This window comes from Micromonospora qiuiae, assembly GCF_016863555.1.
GTDB classification, from domain to species: domain Bacteria; phylum Actinomycetota; class Actinomycetes; order Mycobacteriales; family Micromonosporaceae; genus Micromonospora; species Micromonospora qiuiae.
The window spans coordinates 86,692-108,206 of sequence record NZ_BOPC01000015.1 but is presented as its reverse complement, the minus strand read 5'-3'; the positions used below and the strand labels follow the sequence as shown (position 1 = coordinate 108,206).

Below are 21,515 nucleotides of genomic sequence, written 5' to 3'. Positions count from 1 at the left end.
GACGTGCCGGCGGTGCCGGACGTGCCGGCGGTGCCGATGTGCGGCTCGGGCGTTTCCGGCGGGGCGGCGTGACGGCCGGAGCGCAGTGCGCCGACCAGGCCGAGCCCGCCGATCAGGATCAACCCTCCGGCCAGGAACCAGCCGACCGGCGGCAGGACGAGGCCGAGCATCTGGGCGAGCAGCCACCAGGCGGCGAACGCGAGGAAGAGCAGCCCGAAGGCGAACGACACCAGATCGGTGCGGTGGAGCCTCACCGGGTCACCTCCATGTGTCCAGCGTTGACGTGCAGGTCCAGGCGTAGCTTTCCGCCGCCGGCCCCGTCCGCTCCGAGGTCGACGATTTCCGCGAGCCGATTGTCCAGGCCGCTGGCGCGGTGGCCGAAAATCTTGACGTCACCGGCGGCGATGTGCGCCACGGTGGTGACGTCCACGTTCGGCGGCACCACCACGGTCGCCTCGCCGAAGTTGATGACGACGCTGATCTCGATGTCCTGCTGGTCGAAGTCGATCGCGCGCAGGTCGAGCACCGCGTCGGCGAAGCTCTGCTCGTACCGCACGGCCAGTTCCCGGTGGTTGCTCGGCGCCCACGTCACGGTGCCGTCCACCCCGCGGACCCGGTCGTACGACTCGGCGATGGTGGCCACGCCCAACGCGGCGGCGGTCACCAGGCCGAGGGCGATCAGCCAGCGGGCCCGGCCGAACCAGGTGCCCACCAGCAGGCCGAGACCGATCACGGCGAGCGCCGCGGCGAAGTAGGCGGAGGCGCCGACCCCGAACACGTCGAGCAGGTCGAGGATGCCGACCACACCCAGGGCGACGAAGATCAACGAGAAGGTCACCGCGCCGAGGGCGGAGCGCTCGCGGGGCTTCTTGGGCGGCTTGGGCGGCTTGGGTCTGGCCGGCGGTGGGACCGGCATGCCCTGGCTGGCGTACGGGCCGTACGGGGCGAATGGGGGGCGGTAGGTCGGTGGCCCGGGTGGCGCGGTCGGGGCGCCGGCCGACGGCCACGGTGCCGGGGGCAGGTTCAGGGTGGGCTCCTCGGACTGGCCGGCAACCGGGGCTCCGGGCGGCGGGACGTGCGGGGTCGGGGTGTACGGCGGGAAAGCGGGCGCGGGCGGGGTGGTGACGAACCCGGGGTACGGCGGCGGGTACCCGGTCGGGGCGGGATGGCTGATCGGCGGCACCGGGCCGGTCGGTGTGCGCGGCGGCACGGGGCCGGTCGCTGCACCCGCTGTCGCGGTCGGCGGCTCGCCGGGCCGTGGTTCCCCTTGCTGGCGGTTGAGCAGCAGCGCGCCGCCGACCAGGATCGCCGCGCCGAGCAGCACCGCGCGGAACGCGTCGGTGACGATGTAGCCGAACCCCACCGCCACCAGGATGCTGAGCACGATCACGGTGACCGGGGACATGCTGGAGCGGCCGCGGCCCAGCATGGACTCGACCGGCGAGGCGCTGTCGCCCTCATTCGGGATGATCAGCCAGGCGGCGACGTAGACCAGGACACCGACGCCGCCGAAGAAGCCCAGCACCGCGAGCAACACCCGCCAGAGCACCGGATCGGTGTTGGTGGCCCGGCCGACGGCGGCGCACACGCCAGCCAGGTATCGGCCGTCACGGGGGCGGATGAGCCCGTACCGCGAGGTGAAGCCGGCACCACCGAAGGCGGTGCCCGGTCCGCGCCCCGACGGCGGGTCGTCCGCTCGTGGTGGCGGGCCGTCCGCTCGTGGTGGCGGGCCGTCCGCTCGTGGCGGCGGGGCGCCGGAGGGTGCGGTGGTGGTCGGCGCCCCGAGGCCCTCCGGGGCACCGGGCGATCCGGGCGCGGCCGGCTCGGCGGGCGTCTCCGGAGTCCGCTCCGGTTCCGTCGGACCCGGCCGCTGAGCAGCGTCGTCGGTCATGTCTCCGATCCTGCTGTGCCGGGCGCCCGAACGACCTCCGGAGGTGACCCTGACCCCACCCTGAGATCCGGCCTGCCGGAATGTCCGGGGCGTCCCCGTGGTCGGGCGGCCACGCCACGTGTGACGATCGGGACGAGCCGTCTCCTCGACCGCTGTCCCCGACCCGTCCTGACCAGGGAGTCCACGATCAGCGCCGTCAGCCAACCACCCCGCCTCTACCGCGCTCCGGAGCATCGGATGGCGGCCGGGGTGGCCGCCGGCATCGCCGAGCATCTTGGCGTCCCGGTGATCCGGGTTCGGGTCGCCTTCATGGTGTTGCTCGGGCTGAGCGGGCTCGGCCTGCTGCTCTACGCGGCCTTCTGGGCCGTGGTACCGGTGCGCCCCGGCGACACCGCCGTACCGCCCCGCCGGGACATCGGGCAACTGCTTCCGTTCGTCGCGATAGGGCTCGGCGTACTCCTGCTTCAGGTCCTGGTCTTCGACTCGATCGGCGCGGCCGGCACCGCGGGCTGGCTGGTCGCCATCATCGCGGTCGGCGCCGGGGTGATCTGGCACCAGTCGGCGCCGGAGCGGCGGCGCCAGTGGGGTGAGTCGATGCCGGTGCCCTGGCTCGGCGCGGTGATAGAGGAGAGCGACCGTCGCGCCTTCGTGCTCCGCTTCGTCGGCGGCGGGGTGCTGGTCGCGGTCGGCATCATCGGGGTCGCCGCCGTCTACTCCCCGGCGCAGAACCTGGATGCCGTGGTCAACGGGATCATCTTCGCGCTGGTCGGGTTGGCGGGCGTCGGCGTGGTGGCCGCGCCGGTGCTCTGGCGGACGTGGAACCAGCTCCGTTCGGAGCGCGAGGGGCGCATCCGCGAGCAGGAGCGGGCCGAACTGGCGGCGATGGTGCACGACCAGGTGCTGCACACCCTCGCGTTGATCCAACGCAACGCCAACGACGTGAAGACCGTGCAGCGACTCGCCCGTGGCCAGGAACGGTCGCTGCGCAACTGGCTCTACAAGCCGACCGCGTCGCCGACCGAACGCTTCGCGGCGGCGCTGGAGCAGGCCGCCGCCGAGGTCGAGGACACTTTCGCGATCACCGTTGAGGCCGTGGTGGTCGGCGACCGGGAGACCGACGAGCGGGTCGGCGCCCTGGTCGCCGCTGCCCGTGAGGCGTTGGTCAACGCCGCGCGGCACGCCGGGGTGCAGACCGTCTCGTTGTACGCCGAGGTCGAGCCCGAGCAGGTGAGTGTCTTCGTACGGGACCGAGGCGCGGGATTCGACCCGGATACCGTGGAACATCACCGGCACGGCGTGCGGGGCTCGATCGTCGGGCGGATGAAGCGGCACGGCGGCCGAGCGGAGATCCGCTCTCGGCCGGGGGAGGGGACCGAGGTCCGGTTGATCCTGCCGATCAGCCGGGACTCGGCCACGGCGGAAAGGGACAGATGATGGCCGAGCAGTCCACGCGACCGGTCGAGCCGGCGGGTACCGGGCCGGAGCGGCTGCGGGTGTTCCTGGTCGACGACCACGCCATGTTCCGCGCGGGCGTCCGCGCCGAGCTGGGAGCGCACGTCGAGGTGGTGGGCGAGGCGAGCACGGTCGCTGAGGCGGTCAGCCGGATCGCGGCCACCGAACCGGACGTCGTCCTGCTCGACGTGCACATGCCCGACGGCGGCGGCCGGGCGGTGCTGGAGGCGATGCGGCGCAGCCACCCCCAGGTGCGCTTCCTGGCGCTCAGTGTCTCCGACGCCGCCGAGGACGTGATCGGGCTGATCCGGGCCGGTGCCCGGGGTTACGTCACCAAGACCATCTCGCCGGACGAACTGGCCGCCGCGATCCGTCGGGTGGCCGACGGTGACGCCGTGTTCAGTCCGCGGCTGGCCGGGTTCGTGCTGGATGCCTTCGCCGCCCGTCCGGACGCTCCGGTCGCCGATCCCGAGCTGGACCAGTTGACCAACCGGGAACGCGAGGTGCTGCGGTTGCTCGCCCGGGGGTACGCGTACAAGGAGATCGCCCGGGAGCTGTACATCTCGATCAAGACGGTCGAGACGCACGTCTCCAACGTGCTCCGCAAGCTTCAGATGTCCAACCGGTACGAACTGTCCCGGTGGGCTGCGGATCGACGGTTGGTGTGACTCCGGACCGCGCCGGGGGCTGATCAGCCGGGCAGCCAGCTCGGCCGCCCGGCTGGAGTTGATGTCATCCGTTCGGGTAGCATGCTGGGCATAAGTGGCGCGATTCACGTCATGGTTCCGGGTTGTCCGGATGGCCGCCGACGTCGTCCTGCCAATCGTCCGTTCAGGCGCAAAAATGCCTTGACGGCCAGCTCATAGCTTCGTCCGGCGGGCGCTGAAAGCGACTCCTGGTGGATGTCGACCCCGTCCCGGGCGGGTATCGGCTTGATAACACGCCTTTCGGCTTGGGCGCATCGGGTGTCACAGTGGCAGGCACTCACACCCCCTCGTGAGCCGAGCGCCCTGAGGAGGCACTCCCATGCGCGGGAAATTCCTGAAGGTGGCGGTCGTAGCGACCGCCACCGCCATGTTGGCCACCGCCTGTGGCAGCGGTGGCGACAGCGACGACGCCGGCCAGGCCGGCGGTACGCTGCGCGTCTACAATGCGGAGCCGGCGTTCCTGACGCCTTCCGGCGGTGACGACGAGCCGTCGCTGTATGTGATCCGCCAGCTGTATCGCGGTCTGGTCAAGTACAACGCAGACACCTCCGCGGTCGAGCTGGACCTGGCCGAGTCGGTCGAGTCGGACGACCAGAAGGTCTGGACGATCAAGATCAAGAGCGGCTACACCTTCGACAACGGTGAGCCGGTCAACGCCGACGCCTTCATCCGCTCGTGGAACTACGCCGCTTACGGGCCAAACGCCCAGAACAACGGCTACTTCATGAAGCGGATCGCCGGCGTCAAGGACCTCCAGCCCGAGGACCCGGACGGCGACGGCCCGAAGAAGGCCCCGGAGCCGGCGACCAAGGAACTCGCCGGCCTGAAGAAGGTCGACGATCTCACCTTCACCGTCGAGCTGGACGCCCCCTTCTCCGGCTTCCCGACTACGATCGGCTACCCGGGCTTCTTCCCGATGGCCCAGGCGTGCGTCGAGGACATCGCCAAGTGCAACGAGACCCCGATCGGCAACGGCCCGTACAAGATGGACGGCAGCTGGCAGCACAACGTTGCGATCAACCTGGTCCGCAGCGACAGCTGGAAGGGCGAGCCCGGCAAGCCGGACCGCATCGAGTACCGCATCTTCGCCGACGTCGACGCCGGCTACGCCGCCTTCCAGGCCGGTGAGCTGGACGTGATGTACACCCTGCCGCCGGCCCGCTACAAGGAGGCCAAGCAGCAGTACGGCGACCGGATGTTCGAGCTGGCCGGTGACAGCTTCACCTACGTCGGCTTCCCGATCTACAACGACGACTTCAAGGATAAGCGGATCCGCCAGGCCCTCTCCCTGTCGATCGACCGCCAGTCCATCATCGACGCCGTCTTCGACGGCCGGAACGCGCCGGCCACCGGCTTCGTCGCCCCGAGCTTCGAGGGCGCCCGGGAGAACGTGTGCCAGTACTGCACCAAGGACGTCGAGAAGGCGAAGCAGCTGCTCGCCGAGGCCGGCGGCTGGCCGGCCGGCAAGAAGCTGACCCTGTGGGCCAACGCGGGCGCCGGCCACGACCAGTGGCTGCAGGCGGTCGGTGACCAGATCAAGGCCGCGCTGGGCATCGACTACGAGCTGAAGGTCAACCTGCAGTTCGCCGAGTACCTCGAGACCGCGGACAAGAAGAAGTTCACCGGTCCGTTCCGTCTCGGCTGGGGCCCGGACTACCCGTTCCTGGAGACCTTCCTGTACCCGCTGTACGGCACGGGCGCGGGCAGCAACAACTCGGGCTACAGCAACGCCGAGGTCGACGCCCTGCTGAAGGAAGGCGACGCGGCCGAGTCGATGCAGGCTGCCATCCCGTCGTACCAGAAGGCGGAGGACATCCTGGGCGAGGAACTGCCGGTCATCCCGATGTGGTGGCGCAAGGAAGGGGCGATCTACAGCGAGAACGTGGACCAGTTCGTCTGGAACAAGGTCTCGGACGCCGACTACGGTGCGACCTCGCTGAAGCAGAAGTCCTGATCCAGCCGTAACACGACGTGGCGGCAACGATCACCCCACCAGGGTGATCGTTGCCGCCACGTCAGCGCCGAGAGGAGACCCCGAGATGGGGCGCTACGTCATCCGACGGTTGCTCCAGTTCATCCCAACTGTGCTGGGCACCATGTTTCTGCTTCACTACATCACCTCGCTGGCGGTTCAGTTCAGCGGAAACCCGGTGCGGGCGCTCTTCGGTGACCGGACCCCGCCGCCTGCGCTGCTGCAAGCCATCACCGAGCGGCTCGGCTACGGTGACCCCTGCCTGGACCGTAAAGGCGACCCATGCCTGTGGCGGGCAGCGGAGGACGGCGGAGGTTGGTTGGGCACGGGCTACGAGCCCGGCCTCTTCTTCGACCGTCTCCACGGCATCTTCTTCAACTTCGACTTCGGCATCAACCTGCGCCAGCAGGAAGTCACCGACCTGGTCTCGAACGCCATTCCGTTCACCCTCAAGCTGCTGGTGATCGCGATCGTCTTCGAGGCGGTCGTCGGCATCGCGGCGGGTGTGCTGGCGGGTCTGCGCGGCGGCAGCTTCCTCGACTACATGGTGAAGATCAGCACGGTCTTCGTCATCTCGGTGCCGATCTTCGTGCTCGGCCTGGTGGTGCGGGAGTTCGTCGGGGTCAAGTTCGGCAACGTGCTGCGGGGACAGGACTGGATCCCCGACCTGATCTCCGTCGGGGTGTTCAGCCCCGTGTTCAAGCCCGACTACCCCTTCGCCAGCCTGATCATCCCCGGCATGGTGCTCGGCTCGGTTTCGCTTGCCACCACCGCCCGGCTCACCCGGACCAGCATCATGGAGAACGTCCGGGCCGACTACGTGCGCACGGCCAAGGCCAAGGGGCTGACCAACAAGCGGGTCATCGGCGTGCACACGCTGCGCAACTCGCTGATCCCGGTGATCACCTTCCTCGGTGTCGACATCGGCGCGGCGATGGCCGGCGCGGTGGTCACCGAGACGATCTTCAACGTGCCCGGCATCGGTCGGCTGGTGACGATGTCCGCCCGAACCGGCGAATCGTCGGTGGTGATCGGCGTGGTGACCATGCTGGTGCTGGTCGTCCTGCTCGCCAACCTGCTGGTTGACATTCTGTACGCCGTACTCGACCCGAGGATCCGCTATGAGTGACGGCGTCGTAGCGAGTGACCCGGCGGGAGACCCCCGCCCACGGCAGGGCAGAGCGAAACGAGGTGTGGACATGAGCGAGCGGAGCGAGCGAATCGTCAGGCTCAGTGCGGCGCTGCCTCATGGCGGCACGGAGCGAAGTGGGGTGCCGGCATGAGCGATCTGACGAGCGCAGGCACCGCCGTCGGTGGCGGACCGGTCTCCGGCGACGGCCCGCTGCCGGACCAACCGGCCACCGGCGGGAAGCAGCGCAGCGGCAGCCTGTGGGCGGACGCCCGCCGGCAGTTGATGCGCGACCCGACCTTCGTGATCGCGCTTCTCTACATCCTCGCGGTCGGCTCGATGGCGGCCTTCCCGAAGTTGTGGACCAGCCAGGACCCCCGGGACTGCACCACCGACCGGTCCCGGCTGTCCCCGAGCGCCGAGCACGTGTTCGGCACCGACATCCTCGGGTGCGACTACTACTCGCACGCCATCTACGGTGCCCGGCCTTCGATGATCATCGCGATCATGGCCACCGGTACGATGATCGTCATTGGTGGCACCCTCGGACTGCTCGCCGGCTACTACGGTGGATGGGTCGACACGATCATCTCCCGGGTGATGGACGTCTTCCTCTCGCTGCCGTTCCTGCTCGGCGCGATCGTCTTCCTCACCGTCATCAAGCGGCAGAACGAGTTCACCATCGCCATGGTGCTGTTCCTGCTGACCTGGCCGGTGATCGCCCGGATCATCCGAGGCAGCGTGATCTCCTCGAAGGATCTGGACTACGTGCACGCCGCGAAGGCGGTCGGTGCCCGCAACGGACGGGTGATGTTCCGGCACATCCTGCCCAACGCGATCGCCCCGATGCTGGTCTACGCCACCATCGTGCTCGGCTCGTTCGTCGCCGCAGAGGCAACGCTGACCTACCTCGGCGTCGGGTTGCAGCCGCCTGCGCAGTCCTGGGGCATCATGATCAGCACCCACCAGGTCTACTTCCTGGAGGACCCGTGGCTGTTGCTCTTCCCCTGTGGTCTGCTGGTGGGCACCGTGCTGTCCTTCATCCTCATGGGTGACGCCCTGCGTGACGCCCTCGACCCGAAGTTCCGGTGAGCGTCATGACTGATGTGAACGTCAAGCTGGACGCGCTGGCGGGCGTCGACCCGAACGCGCTGCCGCTGCAGGTCAAGAACCTGCACGTGGAGTTCCGTACCCGCAACGGAATCGCCCACGCCGTCAACGGGGTGAGCTTCGACCTGCGGGCCGGCGAGACCCGGGCGATCCTCGGCGAGTCCGGCTGCGGCAAGAGCGTGACCGCGCAGGCGATCATGGGCATCCTGGACAGCCCGCCCGGCTTCGTCACCGGTGGGGAGATCCTCTACCGCGGCGTCGACCTGCTGAAGCTGCCGGAGTCCGAACGCCGCAAGGTGCGGGCGAACCGGATCGCGATGATCTTCCAGGATGCGCTCTCCGCGCTGAATCCGGTCTTCACCGTCGGCTTCCAACTGGCCGAGCTGTTCCGCATGCATCGCGGAATGTCCCGCCAGGACGCCAAGGCGCGCGCCGTCGAACTGCTCGACCTGGTCAAGATTCCGGCGGCCAGGCAGCGGGTGAACGACTACCCGCACCAGTTCTCCGGCGGTATGCGGCAGCGGGTCATGATCGCGATGGCGCTGGCCCTCGACCCCGAGGTGCTGATCGCCGACGAGCCGACCACCGCGCTGGACGTGACCGTGCAGGCCCAGATCATGGCGCTGCTGGCCGAGCTGCAGCGGGAACGGAACATGGGCCTGGTGCTGATCACCCATGACATGGGTGTGGTGGCGGACGTGGCGGACCGCATCTCAGTCATGTACGCCGGCCGGGTCATCGAGGAAGCCAGCGTGGACGACATCTACGCCAGCCCGGCTCACCCGTACACCAAGGGTCTGCTGGAGTCGATCCCGCGCCTGGACCTCAAGGGCCAGGAACTCAGCGCGATCAAGGGCCTGCCGCCGGCACTGACCAACATCCCGCAGGGTTGCGCGTTCAACCCCCGGTGCCGGTACGCCCAGGAGGTCTGCCGCGAGGAGCCGGCGCCGCCGCTGTACCAGGTGTCGCCGAGCCGGACGGCCGCCTGCCACTTCTGGAAGGAGGTCAAGGGCGATGAGTGATCTGGTGCTGGAGACCAGGAACCTGGTCAAGCACTTCCCGCTGACCCGGGGAGTCGTCTTCAAGAAGCAGTACGGCGCGGTGCGTGCGGTCGACGGGATCAACCTGGAACTGCGCCGGGGCGAGACGCTCGGCATCGTGGGCGAGTCCGGCTGCGGCAAGTCGACGTTGGCCCGGATGCTGGTCGGGTTGGAGACGCCGACCTCCGGCGACCTGTTCGTGCAGGGTAAGAACATGTCCAGGGTCGGTGCCGAGGAGCGGCGCCGGGGTCGGCGCAACATCCAGCTGGTGATGCAGGACCCGTACACCTCGCTGAACCCGCGGATGACCGTCGGCGACATCATCGGTGAGCCGTTCGAGGTGCACCCGGACGTGGTGCCCAAGGCCAAGCGGCGGGCCAAGGTGCAGGAGCTGTTGGAGCTGGTCGGTCTCAACCCCGATCACATCAACCGCTACCCGCACCAGTTCTCCGGCGGTCAGCGGCAGCGCATCGGCATCGCCCGGGCGCTGGCGCTCAACCCGGAGATCATTCTCTGTGACGAGCCGGTCTCCGCGCTGGACGTCTCCATTCAGGCGCAGGTGATCAACCTGTTGGAGAAGCTCCAGGACGAGCTGGGCCTGTCGTACATCTTCATCGCCCACGACCTGTCGGTGGTCCGGCACATCGCCGACCGGGTCGCGGTCATGTACCTCGGGAAGATCGTGGAGATCGGGACCGAGGACGAGATCTACGAGACCCCCACCCACCCGTACACCCAGGCGCTGTTGTCAGCGGTGCCGGTGCCCGACCCGAAGTTGCGCGGGCAGCGGGACCAGATCGTGCTGACCGGCGATGTGCCGTCGCCGGCCGATCCGCCGTCGGGCTGCCGATTCCGCACCCGCTGCTGGAAAGCCCAGGACATCTGCGCCGAGCAGGAGCCGCTCCTTCAGATCCGGGAAAAATCCGGCCACCCGAGCGCCTGCCACTTCGCCGAGGTACGCGACGTGGTGCACGCGACGGAGTAGCCACACAGACGCCGTCGAGCCCGACCATCCGTACCGGGATCGGCGGTGAAGGTAGTGCCTCCTCAATGATCCGGGGCGTCGGCCGTCATGAACGGCCGGCGCCCCGGTCCTGTGCTTTGCCTGGCGCGGCTGGCTGGCGTCCGGAGCCGGCCGGTGCGGGCGACGGCATGCTGCCCGGAGCGGGCCGCGGTGCGGTGCTCAGAGCGGGCCGCAATGCGGTGCTCAGAGCGGGCCGCGGCCGGCCCGCAGGAGCAGCAGGGCGAGTTGCGTGCCGTCGGCACCGAGAGCGGAGCGGAAGCGTTCCAGGATCTCCTGCTCGCGGGAGAGCACGAGCCGGGTCCCGCCGGAGGCCATCCGGGTCGTACCGACCTCGCGGGACAGCTCGGCCCGCTCCTGCCACAGCTCGATGAGGGTGCGATCGATCTCGTCGATACGTACCCGGATCTCGGCGATCCGGGCGGCAGCGCCCGGCTCCGTGGTGCCGGTGCCCGGGTTGGCCGGCTCGGGTCCGGGGCCACCGGCCGGGCCGTTGCCATTCGAGGTCACACCGGATCCGGCCCGGGCGCCACTCTGCTCCATCACGTCTGTCATCTTCGGGTACCTCTCACGGTCTGGTGCCCGGTGCCCGGATCCCGGGACGAGCAAAGCCCCGGACTCCGAGGAGCCCAGGGCTTTGGCAGGTCTTGTCGATCAGGCGCGACCCACGGCAGCCGGACTCCCGGTGCCGTAGAAAAAGTAGAAGCGCTGGTCGAACACGCCGTTGAGTATGCCGCCCGGCCGGGTGGCGCGCAAGGGAAACGTTAAGAAGGGGCCCTTCCTCTACCGGAGGCGTTAATAAGGTGCCCTTCCTTACGGCATAGACTCGGCTGGCGATGCGTCCTCTCTTTGAAATTCCCTCGTCCGAGCCCGCCCCGGCTCACCGGGCCGTGCCCGGCCGTCTCGACCCGCTGCAGTTGGTCGAGGGCCTCAACGGCCCGCAGCGGGACGCGGTCACCCACGCCGGTTCGCCGCTGCTGATCGTCGCCGGCGCCGGTTCCGGCAAGACCCGGGTGCTGACCCACCGGATCGCGTACCTGCTCGCCGCGCGGGACGTGCACCCGGGCGAGATCATCGCGATCACCTTCACCAACAAGGCCGCCGGCGAGATGAAGGACCGGGTCGCCGCCCTGGTCGGTCCGCGCGCCCGGCTGATGTGGGTCTCCACCTTCCACTCCGCCTGCGTACGGATCCTGCGGGCCGAACACGAGCACGCCGGCCTGAAGTCCACCTTCTCGATCTACGACGCCGACGACTCCCGCCGGCTGATGCAGATGGTCGCCCGGGAACTCGACCTGGACCCGAAGCGCTACCCGGCGCGCGGCCTGGCCGCCCAGGTCTCCAACCTGAAGAACGAGCTGGTCGACCCGGAGACCTTCGCCGCCCGGGCCAGCGGGCCCAACGAGCGGGCGCTGGCCGAGGCGTACGCGCTCTACCAGCGACGGCTGCGCGAGGCGCACGCGCTCGACTTCGACGATCTGATCATGATGACGGTGCACCTGCTCCAGTCGCACCCGCACGTCGCCGAGACCTACCGCCGCCGATTCCGCCACGTGCTGGTCGACGAGTACCAGGACACCAACCACGCGCAGTACGTCCTGATCAAGGAGCTGGTCTCCGGCACCGAAGGGCTCGAACCGGCGGAGCTGTGCGTGGTCGGCGACGCCGACCAGTCGATCTACGCTTTCCGGGGCGCGACGATCCGCAACATCCTCGAGTTCGAGCGCGACTTCACCGACGCCCGCACCATCCTGCTGGAGCAGAACTACCGCTCCACCCAGACCATCCTGAACGCGGCGAACGCGGTGATCGACCGCAACACCTCCCGCAAGCCGAAGCGGCTGTGGAGTGACGCCGGGGCCGGCGAGCCGATCGTCGCGTACGTGGCCGACACCGAGCACGCAGAGGCGGACTGGGTGACCCGGGAGATCGACCGGCTGGTCGACGCGGGGGAGGCCCGCCCGGGTGACGTGGCGGTCTTCTACCGCACCAACGCGCAGTCCCGGGTCTTCGAGGAGGTGTTCATCCGGGTCGGCCTGCCGTACAAGGTCGTCGGTGGGGTGCGCTTCTACGAGCGCAAGGAGGTCCGCGACGCGCTGGCCTACCTGCGCGCGGTGGTCAACGACGACGACACGGTCAGCCTCCGGCGGATCCTGAACACGCCGCGGCGAGGCATCGGCGAGCGCGCCGAGGCGTGCGTGGAGGCGCTGGCCAGCCGCGATCGGATCTCCTTCGGCGCGGCGCTGCGGCGGGCCAGGGACGCGCCGGGCATCTCCACCCGGGCGGCCAACGGCATCGCCGAGTTCGTCGCGCTGCTCGACTCGGCGCGGGAGTTGGCCGCCGAGGGCACTCCGGAGGAGGTGCTGGAGGCGGTGCTGACCCGCTCGGGGTACCTGACCGAGTTGGAGGAGAGCCTCGACCCGCAGGACGCCGGGCGGCTGGACAACCTCCAGGAACTGGTCAGCGTCGCCCGCGAGTACACCGAGCGGATCGAGGCGACCGGCGCGGAGGGGGAGCGGGCGACCGTGGCCGGCTTCCTGGAGCAGGTCGCGCTGGTCGCCGACGCCGACCAGATCCCCTCGGACGACCCGGAGCACCAGGGCGTGGTCACCCTGATGACGCTGCACACCGCGAAGGGGCTGGAGTTCCCGGTGGTCTTCCTGACCGGCCTCGAGGACGGCGTCTTCCCGCATCTGCGCTCTCTGGGCGACAGCCGGGAGTTGGAGGAGGAGCGGCGGCTGGCGTACGTCGGCATCACCCGGGCTCGGCAGCGGCTCTACCTCTCCCGGGCGGTGACCCGTTCGGCCTGGGGGCAGCCGGCCTACAATCCGCCGTCCCGGTTCGTCGAGGAGTTGCCGCCCGAGCTGGTTCGCTGGGAGCGGACCGAGGGGTCGTACACCTCATGGGGTGGTGCCGGTGGCGGCGTGGGTGGTCGCGCCGAGCGGGCGAGCGGCTTCAGCGGCGGCACGCCCAGGGCTGCGCAGCTGGCGCGGAAGCTCGGCGTGGACGGCAGCCGGCTGGCCACCGCCAGCGAACTGCCCCAGGGCCCGAAGGTGACGGCCGGGGATCGGGTGAACCACCAGCGGTACGGACTGGGCCGGGTGGTGGCGGTGGAGGGCCACGGCCCCGGCGCGCGGGCGCAGATCGACTTCGGCGATCAGACACTGTGGCTGGTGCTGCGGCACGCCCCGATCGAGAAACTCTGACACGGTCATTTCCTGGAGGGCTTGACGCGACGGTGACCCTGCCGTCCGACCTGGTGTCCTCCGGCATGGCCGACGGCGCCCGCCAGTCGTACGACGCGCTGGCCAGCTACCTCGCGAAGCTCGCCTGATCTGGAACGATGGTCAGCAGGCCACGTCGATGCCCCGGGCGCGCAGGAAAGGCGCCGGGTCGATCTGGTTCCACATCTGCCCCTGGTGCACCTCGAAATGCAGGTGCGGGCCGGTCGAGTCGCCCGTGGAGCCCTCCAGGCCGATGGTCTGCCCGGTGCTGACCTTGTCGCCCACGCTCACCCTGGCCGTGCTCAGGTGGGCGTAGTGGGTGAAGTAGCCGTTGCCGTGGTCGACGAAGACGGAGATGCCGTACCCGTCACCGACGTCGCCAGCCTTTGTCACGGTGCCGCCGAAGGCGGCGCGGACCGGGGTGCCGGCGGGCAACGCGAAGTCGATGCCGGCGTGCAGGGTGCCCCAGCGAGGGCCGTAGCACGAGGTGATGGTGGCACCGGCCATCGGGATCACCCAGGACGCCTTCGGGGCCTTGCTCTTGGTCGGCTTCGGCGTGGCCTTGGCGGTCCCGGTGGCCTTCGGGCTGGGCTTGGTGCTCGGGCGCGCGCTGGCGGTCGGACTCGCCGACGGGGTCTGTGTCGGGCTGACCGGCGTGGCGGGGACGGCCGGTTCGCGGGCCGACCGGTCGGCCCGCTCGGCGGCCTCGGCGCGAGCCTGCGTGTCGAGGGCGACCGGGCTGGGGGCGGGACGGTCATCGCGGCTGGCCATGGCGACACCGCCAAGGCCCAGCCCGACCAGGGCGACCGCACCGATGACCAGGTAGCGGCCACGCGAGCCGATACGGCGCCGGTGCCGGGCCGGGGCGTCGGGATTCTTTCGGTGCGGGGTGGAGCTGTTGTCCTGCACGACGGGACCTCACTGGATCGAGTGGTACGTGACCTCGAAATCCTGGTGTCGGTCCGGCACGCCCTGGGTATCGGGGTGGTGCCGGTGTCGGTGCTGGACGTCGTGCCCCGTCCGGGTCTGTCCGCCGCTGAGGTCGACTGACCGGATCGGAGATGGCGGGGAGCCGTGACCTTCGCCACAGTCCCGCCTGTGACGTGAGATACTTTCTCGGTTCGATGGCATAACAAAACCGCCCGGGTCGATCGATCCGGGCGGTCAGCGGGCGTTACCAGGCGTCAGTCCTCGACTACCTCGCTGTAGATTGCCTCGACTTGTAGCTTGATGTCCACTCCGCGTTCCTGCAGCCACGGCACCGGGTCGAGCGGCTCGCCCTTGACATGGATCTCCAGGTGCAGGTGAGAGCCGTACGAGTGACCCGTGTTGCCGACCAGGCCAAGCTGGTCGCCGGCCTTGACCTGCTGGCCTTCGCGGACGCTCAACTCGTTGGAGTGGCCGTAGATCGCCTCGCTGCCGTCCGCGTGCTGGACGATGACCGCGTAGCCGTACCCGCCGAACCAGCCGGCCTTGGTGACCGTGCCAGCGTGGATCGCGACGTACGGGGTTCCCTCCGGGGCGACCAGGTCGACGCCCGTGTGCAGCTTGCCCCAGCGGATGCCGTACGGGGAGTTGAAGTCGTAGCCCTGTAGGGGCAGCAACCAGACTCCGGAGTCGGTCTCGCTCTGCGGACCTCCTCGGCTGTCGCGGGACGCCCGCTCGGAGGCGTCGACGCGGTCCGCCGCGCCCTGGCTGCTGATCGATGCCTGCCGCAGCTCGTCGAGCACCGACGGGCTGACGTCCTTGGCGTCCGGCAGTGCGCCGGCCCCCAGGGCCACCACACCGGCACCGACGAAGGCGGTGGTGACGACCGCGGCGTAGCGGCTGCGTGGGGGGGTGGGTACGCGGCGGCGACCGCGATATCGATCCGGCTCAGACGACAGGCGCTGGCGCACGCATACCCTCCGTTGTCGGGGTTCCGAGGCGGTTCGACCGGCGTCCAGATCAGGGACCGAACGGCGGCTGACCACGTCGTCACCCGTCCGTAGGCCTGATGACAACCGTGCACACGTTAGCCAACCGTCAGTCGAGTCACAAGCCGGAACGCCGAATTCGCCGCTCCGTTCTGTCCGATTCCGTCCGTTATTGTCATGGTCCGGGAGGCTGGAGAGGTGCCCTGGTTATCCGCCGTTCGTCGCACACCGTGACCGAACGGCGGAGTCGTCCGGCTTGACGCGGCCCGCGTCGCTTGTATCTATGCGTGAGGTGATGGTGGCGCCCGGTTTCGCCGTCCTCGCGTGCCACCCCTTCCCGCCCCGTACGCGGCCGGTTCCGTGCCTGGTTCTGGGGTCCGGCCGGTGGCCGCCCCGTTCCCGCGCCCCGGCCTGGCGCGTTACCGTTCGTTCAGCTGAGTCCCGTAGAGCCGGTGAAAGGGATGCGCAGATGAGCTCTCGTGTTCGGGTCGTCGTCGCCAAGCCGGGCCTGGACGGCCACGACCGTGGCGCCAAGGTGGTGGCACGCGCGCTCCGGGACGCCGGCATGGAGGTCATCTACACCGGCCTGCACCAGACGCCGGAGCAGATCGTGGAGACCGCGATCCAGGAGGACGCCGACGCGGTCGGTCTGTCCGTGCTCTCCGGCGCGCACCTGACGCTGTTCCGTCGAGTGCTGGAGCTGCTCGACGAACGGGATGCCCGGGACATCGTGGTCTTCGGCGGAGGCATCATTCCCGACGCCGACATTCCGGAGCTGGAGCAGCTCGGCGTGGCCAAGATCTTCACGCCGGGCACGACGACCCAGTCCATCGTGGAGTGGGTCCGGGAGAACGTCACCCAGCCGGTCGGTTGACCGACCGTCCGCGAACCGGATTGCCAAAAGGGGAGGGGCCGGACGCACCCCTCACACGCCCGGCCCCTCTATGCACGATGCCCCGCCGCCACCCCTCGACCGACAGGGCATCGGCCGTTTCTCGCGTCTTCGCGCTGTTCAGCGCGCCGACACCTGACTCAACGACGCCCTCGGCCGAGGGTTACGCACAGCACCCGACATGCGATGTCGGCCAGGCAAGACTGCCCGAACGGGTGAGTCGGTCGACTCCCGCTGCGGCTCGGTGACGCAGCGTGGGCTGAGGTTGTGGATTACCGCACACCGCGCACCCGATCGGCTGCCGACCGTGCCCGCATCGCTAGGCTGCGCCCAATGAATCCTTTCCAACCTTCCTTACGCTTCGGGGGGCCGTAGGGTCGAGACGCGGTCGCGCGGCTCGGGTTGTGCGGGATTCACCGGCCTGCTTCAACTTCAACTGATGTCAGGCGTTGCACTGTTTTCTTTCCATACGCTTGGTGGCGGCGCGACGGTGCGCCGCAGAGACGGGACGGGACGCGCAATCGTGGACCTGTACGAGTACCAGGGGCGGGACCTGTTCGAGCGGCACGGGTTGCCCGTGCTCGCCGGCGGCGTCGCCACGACCCCGGAGGAGGCCCGCGCGATCGCCGAGCGCCTCGGCGGCCGGGTGGTCGTCAAGGCGCAGGTGAAGGTCGGCGGGCGAGGCAAGGCCGGCGGCGTCAAGCTGGCCGAGGGCGCGGAGGAGACGGTGGCCCGCGCCACCGACATCCTCGGCATGGACATCAAGGGCCACACGGTCCACAAGGTCATGATCACGGTGACCGCCGACGTGGCCGAGGAGTACTACTTCTCGTACCTGCTCGACCGGGCGAACCGCACCTTCCTCTGCATCGCCAGCGTGGCCGGCGGCATGGACATCGAGCAGGTCGCCGCCGAGACCCCGGAGAAGGTCGTCAAGGCCCCGATCGACGCGGTCGAGGGCGTGGACGAGGCCAAGGCCCGGGAGATCGTCACCGCCGCCGGCTTCCCGACCGAGCTCGCCGACCAGGTCGTCGAGATCGCCGTCGGTCTGTGGAAGGCGTTCGTCGCCGAGGACGCCACGCTGGTAGAGGTGAACCCGCTGGCGAAGACCAAGGACGGCAAGCTGCTGCTGCTGGACGCCAAGGTCTCGCTGGACGAGAACGCCGGCTTCCGGCACCCGGACCACGAGGCTCTGGTCGACCAGGCGACCGTGGATCCGCTGGAGCAGGCCGCCAAGGAGAAGGACCTCAACTACGTCAAGCTTGACGGCGAGGTCGGCATCATCGGCAACGGCGCGGGCCTGGTCATGTCGACGCTCGACGTGGTCGCCTACGCCGGCGAGCGGCACGGCAACGTCAAGCCGGCCAACTTCCTGGACATCGGCGGCGGCGCGAGCGCCGCGGTGATGGCCAACGGCCTGGAGATCGTGCTCTCCGACCCGTCGGTCAAGAGCGTCTTCGTCAACGTCTTCGGCGGCATCACCTCCTGCGACGCGGTCGCCAACGGCATCGTGCAGGCGCTGGCCCTGCTGGAGGAGCGCGGCGAGCAGGTGACCAAGCCGCTCGTCGTGCGCCTCGACGGCAACAACGCCGAGGCCGGTCGAGCGATCCTCGACGGCGCGAACAACCCGCTGATCGAGCGGGTCGACACCATGGACGGCGCGGCCGAGCGGGCCGCCGAGCTGGCGGCTGCGGGGGTCTGACGACATGGCTATCTGGCTGACCAAGGACTCGAGGGTCATCGTCCAGGGGATGACCGGCTCCGAGGGTTCCAAGCACACCCGGCGGATGCTCGCCGCCGGCACCAACGTCGTCGGTGGCGTCAACCCGCGCAAGGCGGGGACCACGATCGACTTCGACGGCACCGAGCTGCCCGTCTTCGCCAGCGTCGCCGACGCGATGAAGGACACCGGCGCCGACGTGACCGTCATCTTCGTACCGCCGCAGTTCACCAAGGGGGCGGTCGTCGAGGCGATCGACGCCGGGATTCCGCTGGCCGTGGTGATCACCGAGGGTGTGCCGGTGCACGACACGGCCGCCTTCTGGGCGTACAACGTGGCCAAGGGGGAGCGGACCCGGATCATCGGCCCGAACTGCCCCGGCATCGCCTCCCCGGGCGCCTCCAACGCGGGCATCATCCCGGCCGACATCACCGGCGCCGGCCGGATCGGCCTGGTCAGCAAAAGCGGCACGCTGACCTACCAGATGATGTACGAGCTGCGCGACATCGGTTTCTCGACCTGCGTCGGCATCGGCGGTGACCCGATCATCGGGACCACTCACATCGACGCGCTGGCCGCGTTCGAGGCCGACCCGGACACCGACGCCATCGTGATGATCGGTGAGATCGGTGGCGACGCCGAGGAGCGGGCCGCCGAGTTCATCAAGGCCAACGTCACCAAGCCGGTGGTCGGCTACATCGCCGGCTTCACCGCCCCGCCCGGCAAGACCATGGGCCACGCCGGTGCCATCATCTCCGGCTCGGCGGGTACCGCCGACGCCAAGAAGGCGGCGCTGGAGGCGGTCGGTGTCAAGGTCGGCAAGACGCCGACCGAGACCGCGAAGCTGATGCGCGAGATCATGTCCGCCGGCTGATTGAGCTCGACGTGTCGCTGAGGGGCCGGCCGCGCGGTCGGCCCCTCAGCGGTTCCAGTACGGGTGGTAGCCGGCCGCCCGCAGGATCAGGCTGCCGACGATGTTGAGCACACCCACGGCGATCGCCACCCAGCCCAGCACCGGCGACTTTCCGTAACGTCGCGCGTCGCGGATCGACAGCCAGCCGAAGACGATGCCGAGGATGCCGCAGCAGAGCAGCCCGGTCACGATGCCCAGCACGCCCCAGAGTGTGGTGCGGTCCCGGCCCGCAGGCGGCGGTGGAGGTGGTGGATACGGAGCGTTCACGACTTCCCTCCGGACATCAGTGGGTCACGGCCCCTCCTGCCGAGGCTAGACCGGTCCGTGCGATGCCACACCCGATCAGCCCGAATAAGAGCGCCTGGCCGGGCCACTCCACCTGCCCCGCCTTGCCCGCAGCGCCCGGTTGCCGGTCTCGCCAAACCCCGGGTGGGCCCGTGTCGGACAGCCGACGCCGACGCGGCATGCCAGAGTAGAGCCGATGTCCTTTGTCACCCCTGACCAGCCTCGCCGGGCCACCGACGGCCGGGGAGCCGGCGCCCGACCGCCCGGCCGCGCCGGTCCGCCGCGTCGAGTGCCCCTGCCGCGCGAGCCCACCGGTCGCAGCCACGCGCCGCTCGTGGTCGCCGCGCTGGTCGCCGCCGGTGGGGCCGCCCTCACCTCCTGGCTGCCGGTGGCCCTCGTACTCTGGCTGTTCCAGCTCAGCGAGGGCAGCGCCAGCCTGTTTGGCGCGGTGCGCGCCGGGGCGGCCGGCTGGTTGCTCGGGCACGGGGTGCCGCTGGTCACGGAGAGCGGCCCGCTGGCCCTGACACCGCTCGCGGTGACCGCGCTGGCGCTGTGGCGGCTCACCCGCGCCGGGGTGCACGTCACCCGCGCGATCGGGGCCCGCGGCAGCCGGTCACCGAGCCGCACGGCCGTCGCCGCGGTGGCGGTCGGTGTCGCGTACGCCCTGCTGGGTGTGCTTGCCGCGATGCTGCTCCGCACCGGCGGGCCCAGCGCGTCGGCGGTGCGGGCCGGGCTGACGCTCGCCGCCCTCGGCACGCTCGCCGCCGGCGTCGGTGCGGCCCGCACCAGCCGGGTGGCCGACGTGCTCGCCGCTTCAGCGCCGGTGCCGGTACGGGAGGGGGTGCGGGCCGGACTGGTGGCCGGGCTGGCGTTGCTCGGTGCGGGCGCGGCCGTGGCGGGCCTGGCCGTGGCGACCGGCGGCGGCGACGCGGCCGATTTGATCGGCGCCTACCGCACCGGCGTGGCCGGGCAGGCCGGTATCACCCTGGTGAGCCTGGCCTACGTGCCCAACGCCACTGTCTGGTCGACCAGCTATTTGCTCGGCCCAGGGTTCGCCGTGGGCACCGACACGGCGGTGCGCACCAGCGAGGTCGCGATCGGCGCACTGCCGGCCCTGCCGTTGTTCGCCGGGCTTCCCAGCGGGCCGGTCGACGGCCTCTGGTCAGCCGCGATCCTCGCACTCCCGGCCCTGGTGGGGATGGCCGTCGGCTGGCTGCTCGCCCGCCGGTTGCTCCGGGCGCCCGCCGCCGGGCGGGCGCGGGTGGGCTGGGTTTCGCTGCTGTCCCCGGCCGCGCTCGCCGGGCCGGTGGCCGGCCTGCTGATGGGCGCGGTCGCCGAGGCTTCGGGTGGACCGCTCGGCACGGGCCGGCTGGCCGAGGTCGGCCCGGTCGGCTGGCAGGTGGCGCTCGTGGCGACCGTGGTCATCGGCGGCGGCGCACTGCTCGGCGCCGCTGTCACCCGCTGGCTCACCCGGCACGCCACCTGATCTGTCCGGCGGCTGGAAAAACGGCCGAGGGGCACCCCGATGCTCCGGGGCGCCCCTCGAATCCAGCCTGCTCCGGGCTGTCACGGCAGGGTGAAGTTCACCGCCAGCAGCCCGAAGTACCCCAGGGTCAGCAGGATGCCGATCGCCCCGCAGATCAGACCGGCGAGGGCCTGTCCCGAGTTGCTGGCCAGGCCCTGGTCGGCCTTCTGCTTGCCGAGCCACCCGGTGATCACCGCGGCCAATCCCAGCGGGACGCCGAGGTAGCAGCAGTTCAACGGGATCGACGCGATGCCGAGGATCATCGCCACCAGGCCGAGGGTGTTCTGCTGACCGCTCGGCCCGGCGAAACCGGCGTGTGGATACATCGGCGTGCCGCCGTACGGCTGTCCGGCGTACGGGGGCGGGTGGGGCTGCCCGTAGGCCGGAGGCTGGCCGACGGGCAGCGGCGCGTACGGGTCGTACGGCTGCCCCGGGGTGGGCGGCTGCTGGCCGTACGGATCGGTCGGGGGCGTGCCCTGATCGGCCGGTGGCGCGTACGGGTCGACCGGCGGCGTGCCCTGATCGGCCGGCGGAGCGTACGGGTTGGCCGGCGGCGTGCCCTGATCGGCCGGCGGAGCGTACGGGTTGGCCGGCGGCGGGGCGTACGGGTTGGCCGGCGGCGGCGCGTACGGGTTGACCGGTGGTGGAGCGGTCGGGTCCCCGTACGGCGGCTGCTGGCCGTACGGGTCCTGACCAGGGTTGTCGGACTGCATCCGGC

18 protein-coding genes and 1 pseudogene are annotated in these 21,515 nt (G+C 70.2%); 12 read left to right on the top strand and 7 right to left on the bottom strand.

Annotated elements, in window-relative coordinates; all coding sequences use genetic code 11:
- Positions 1 to 254: pseudogene (locus Vqi01_RS06495) on the bottom strand (hypothetical protein); the annotation flags it as partial.
- Entirely contained in the window at positions 251 to 1,891 is a 1,641-nt protein-coding gene (locus Vqi01_RS06490; RefSeq protein WP_204033635.1) for a PspC domain-containing protein, read from the bottom strand. The pseudogene Vqi01_RS06495 and the gene Vqi01_RS06490, both read right to left, overlap by 4 nt.
- Positions 1,892 to 2,059: 168 nt before the next feature.
- Here Vqi01_RS06490 and Vqi01_RS06485 point away from each other — a divergent pair, with 168 nt between their 5' ends.
- The 7 genes from Vqi01_RS06485 (at position 2,060) to Vqi01_RS06455 (ending at position 10,286) form a co-directional block, all read left to right on the top strand.
- Positions 2,060 to 3,325, top strand: a complete 1,266-nt coding sequence (locus Vqi01_RS06485) for an ATP-binding protein (RefSeq protein ID WP_204033647.1) — start codon at positions 2,060 to 2,062, stop codon at positions 3,323 to 3,325.
- Positions 3,325 to 4,011 (top strand): response regulator, encoded by a 687-nt coding sequence (locus tag Vqi01_RS06480; RefSeq protein ID WP_204033634.1) that lies wholly within the window; start codon positions 3,325 to 3,327, stop codon positions 4,009 to 4,011. The genes Vqi01_RS06485 and Vqi01_RS06480 overlap by 1 nt, the downstream gene beginning before the upstream one ends.
- A gap of 358 nt (positions 4,012 to 4,369) precedes the next feature.
- Complete coding sequence (locus tag Vqi01_RS06475) at positions 4,370 to 6,004, top strand: peptide ABC transporter substrate-binding protein (RefSeq protein ID WP_204033633.1); 1,635 nt, start codon at positions 4,370 to 4,372, stop codon at positions 6,002 to 6,004.
- Positions 6,005 to 6,089: 85 nt separating this feature from the next.
- Positions 6,090 to 7,151 (top strand): ABC transporter permease, encoded by a 1,062-nt coding sequence (locus tag Vqi01_RS06470; RefSeq protein ID WP_204033632.1) that lies wholly within the window; start codon positions 6,090 to 6,092, stop codon positions 7,149 to 7,151.
- 150 nt (positions 7,152 to 7,301) lie between these two features.
- Complete coding sequence (locus tag Vqi01_RS06465) at positions 7,302 to 8,243, top strand: ABC transporter permease (protein WP_204033631.1); 942 nt, start codon at positions 7,302 to 7,304, stop codon at positions 8,241 to 8,243.
- 5 nt (positions 8,244 to 8,248) lie between these two features.
- On the top strand, positions 8,249 to 9,283 hold the full coding sequence (locus Vqi01_RS06460; RefSeq protein ID WP_204033629.1) for an ABC transporter ATP-binding protein: 1,035 nt from the start codon (positions 8,249 to 8,251) through the stop codon (positions 9,281 to 9,283).
- Positions 9,276 to 10,286, top strand: coding sequence for an ABC transporter ATP-binding protein (locus tag Vqi01_RS06455; protein WP_204033628.1), 1,011 nt, complete (start codon positions 9,276 to 9,278; stop codon positions 10,284 to 10,286). Before Vqi01_RS06460 ends, Vqi01_RS06455 begins: the two co-directional genes overlap by 8 nt.
- A gap of 222 nt (positions 10,287 to 10,508) precedes the next feature.
- Here the strand turns inward: Vqi01_RS06455 and Vqi01_RS06450 are convergent, their stop codons facing one another.
- A complete protein-coding gene (locus tag Vqi01_RS06450) occupies positions 10,509 to 10,868 on the bottom strand; it encodes a chorismate mutase (protein WP_372444323.1) in 360 nt (119 codons plus the stop codon).
- A gap of 290 nt (positions 10,869 to 11,158) precedes the next feature.
- Between Vqi01_RS06450 and pcrA the strand changes: the two genes are divergently transcribed.
- Complete coding sequence (gene pcrA, locus Vqi01_RS06445) at positions 11,159 to 13,528, top strand: DNA helicase PcrA (RefSeq protein WP_204033627.1); 2,370 nt, start codon at positions 11,159 to 11,161, stop codon at positions 13,526 to 13,528.
- 141 nt (positions 13,529 to 13,669) lie between these two features.
- On the opposite strand, the gene Vqi01_RS06440 is transcribed toward pcrA, so the two are convergent.
- Together Vqi01_RS06440 and Vqi01_RS06435 are read right to left on the bottom strand one after the other, a co-directional pair.
- Positions 13,670 to 14,455, bottom strand: a complete 786-nt coding sequence (locus tag Vqi01_RS06440) for a M23 family metallopeptidase (protein WP_204033626.1) — start codon at positions 14,453 to 14,455, stop codon at positions 13,670 to 13,672.
- A gap of 275 nt (positions 14,456 to 14,730) precedes the next feature.
- Complete coding sequence (locus Vqi01_RS06435; protein WP_204033625.1) at positions 14,731 to 15,444, bottom strand: M23 family metallopeptidase; 714 nt, start codon at positions 15,442 to 15,444, stop codon at positions 14,731 to 14,733.
- Positions 15,445 to 15,931: 487 nt separating this feature from the next.
- Here Vqi01_RS06435 and icmB point away from each other — a divergent pair, with 487 nt between their 5' ends.
- The 3 genes from icmB (at position 15,932) to sucD (ending at position 18,948) form a co-directional block, all read left to right on the top strand.
- Positions 15,932 to 16,336 (top strand): coenzyme B12-dependent isobutyryl CoA mutase small subunit, encoded by a 405-nt coding sequence (gene icmB / locus Vqi01_RS06430; protein ID WP_204033623.1) that lies wholly within the window; start codon positions 15,932 to 15,934, stop codon positions 16,334 to 16,336.
- A 541-nt stretch (positions 16,337 to 16,877) separates the two neighbouring features.
- A complete protein-coding gene (gene sucC, locus Vqi01_RS06425; protein ID WP_204033622.1) occupies positions 16,878 to 18,056 on the top strand; it encodes an ADP-forming succinate--CoA ligase subunit beta in 1,179 nt (392 codons plus the stop codon).
- A 4-nt stretch (positions 18,057 to 18,060) separates the two neighbouring features.
- Positions 18,061 to 18,948, top strand: coding sequence for a succinate--CoA ligase subunit alpha (gene sucD, locus Vqi01_RS06420; protein WP_204033621.1), 888 nt, complete (start codon positions 18,061 to 18,063; stop codon positions 18,946 to 18,948).
- 45 nt (positions 18,949 to 18,993) lie between these two features.
- Here sucD and Vqi01_RS06415 read toward each other — a convergent pair whose 3' ends face one another.
- The gene (locus Vqi01_RS06415; protein WP_204033620.1) at positions 18,994 to 19,254 is read right to left on the bottom strand and encodes a DUF4190 domain-containing protein; all 261 of its coding nucleotides are present in this window, start codon (positions 19,252 to 19,254) and stop codon (positions 18,994 to 18,996) included.
- 214 nt (positions 19,255 to 19,468) lie between these two features.
- On the opposite strand from Vqi01_RS06415, the gene Vqi01_RS06410 reads away from it, so the two are divergent.
- Positions 19,469 to 20,758 (top strand): cell division protein PerM, encoded by a 1,290-nt coding sequence (locus Vqi01_RS06410; protein ID WP_204033619.1) that lies wholly within the window; start codon positions 19,469 to 19,471, stop codon positions 20,756 to 20,758.
- A gap of 80 nt (positions 20,759 to 20,838) precedes the next feature.
- Here Vqi01_RS06410 and Vqi01_RS06405 read toward each other — a convergent pair whose 3' ends face one another.
- Positions 20,839 to 21,510 (bottom strand): DUF4190 domain-containing protein, encoded by a 672-nt coding sequence (locus Vqi01_RS06405; protein WP_204033617.1) that lies wholly within the window; start codon positions 21,508 to 21,510, stop codon positions 20,839 to 20,841.
- Between the last annotated feature and the right edge of the window lie 5 nt (positions 21,511 to 21,515).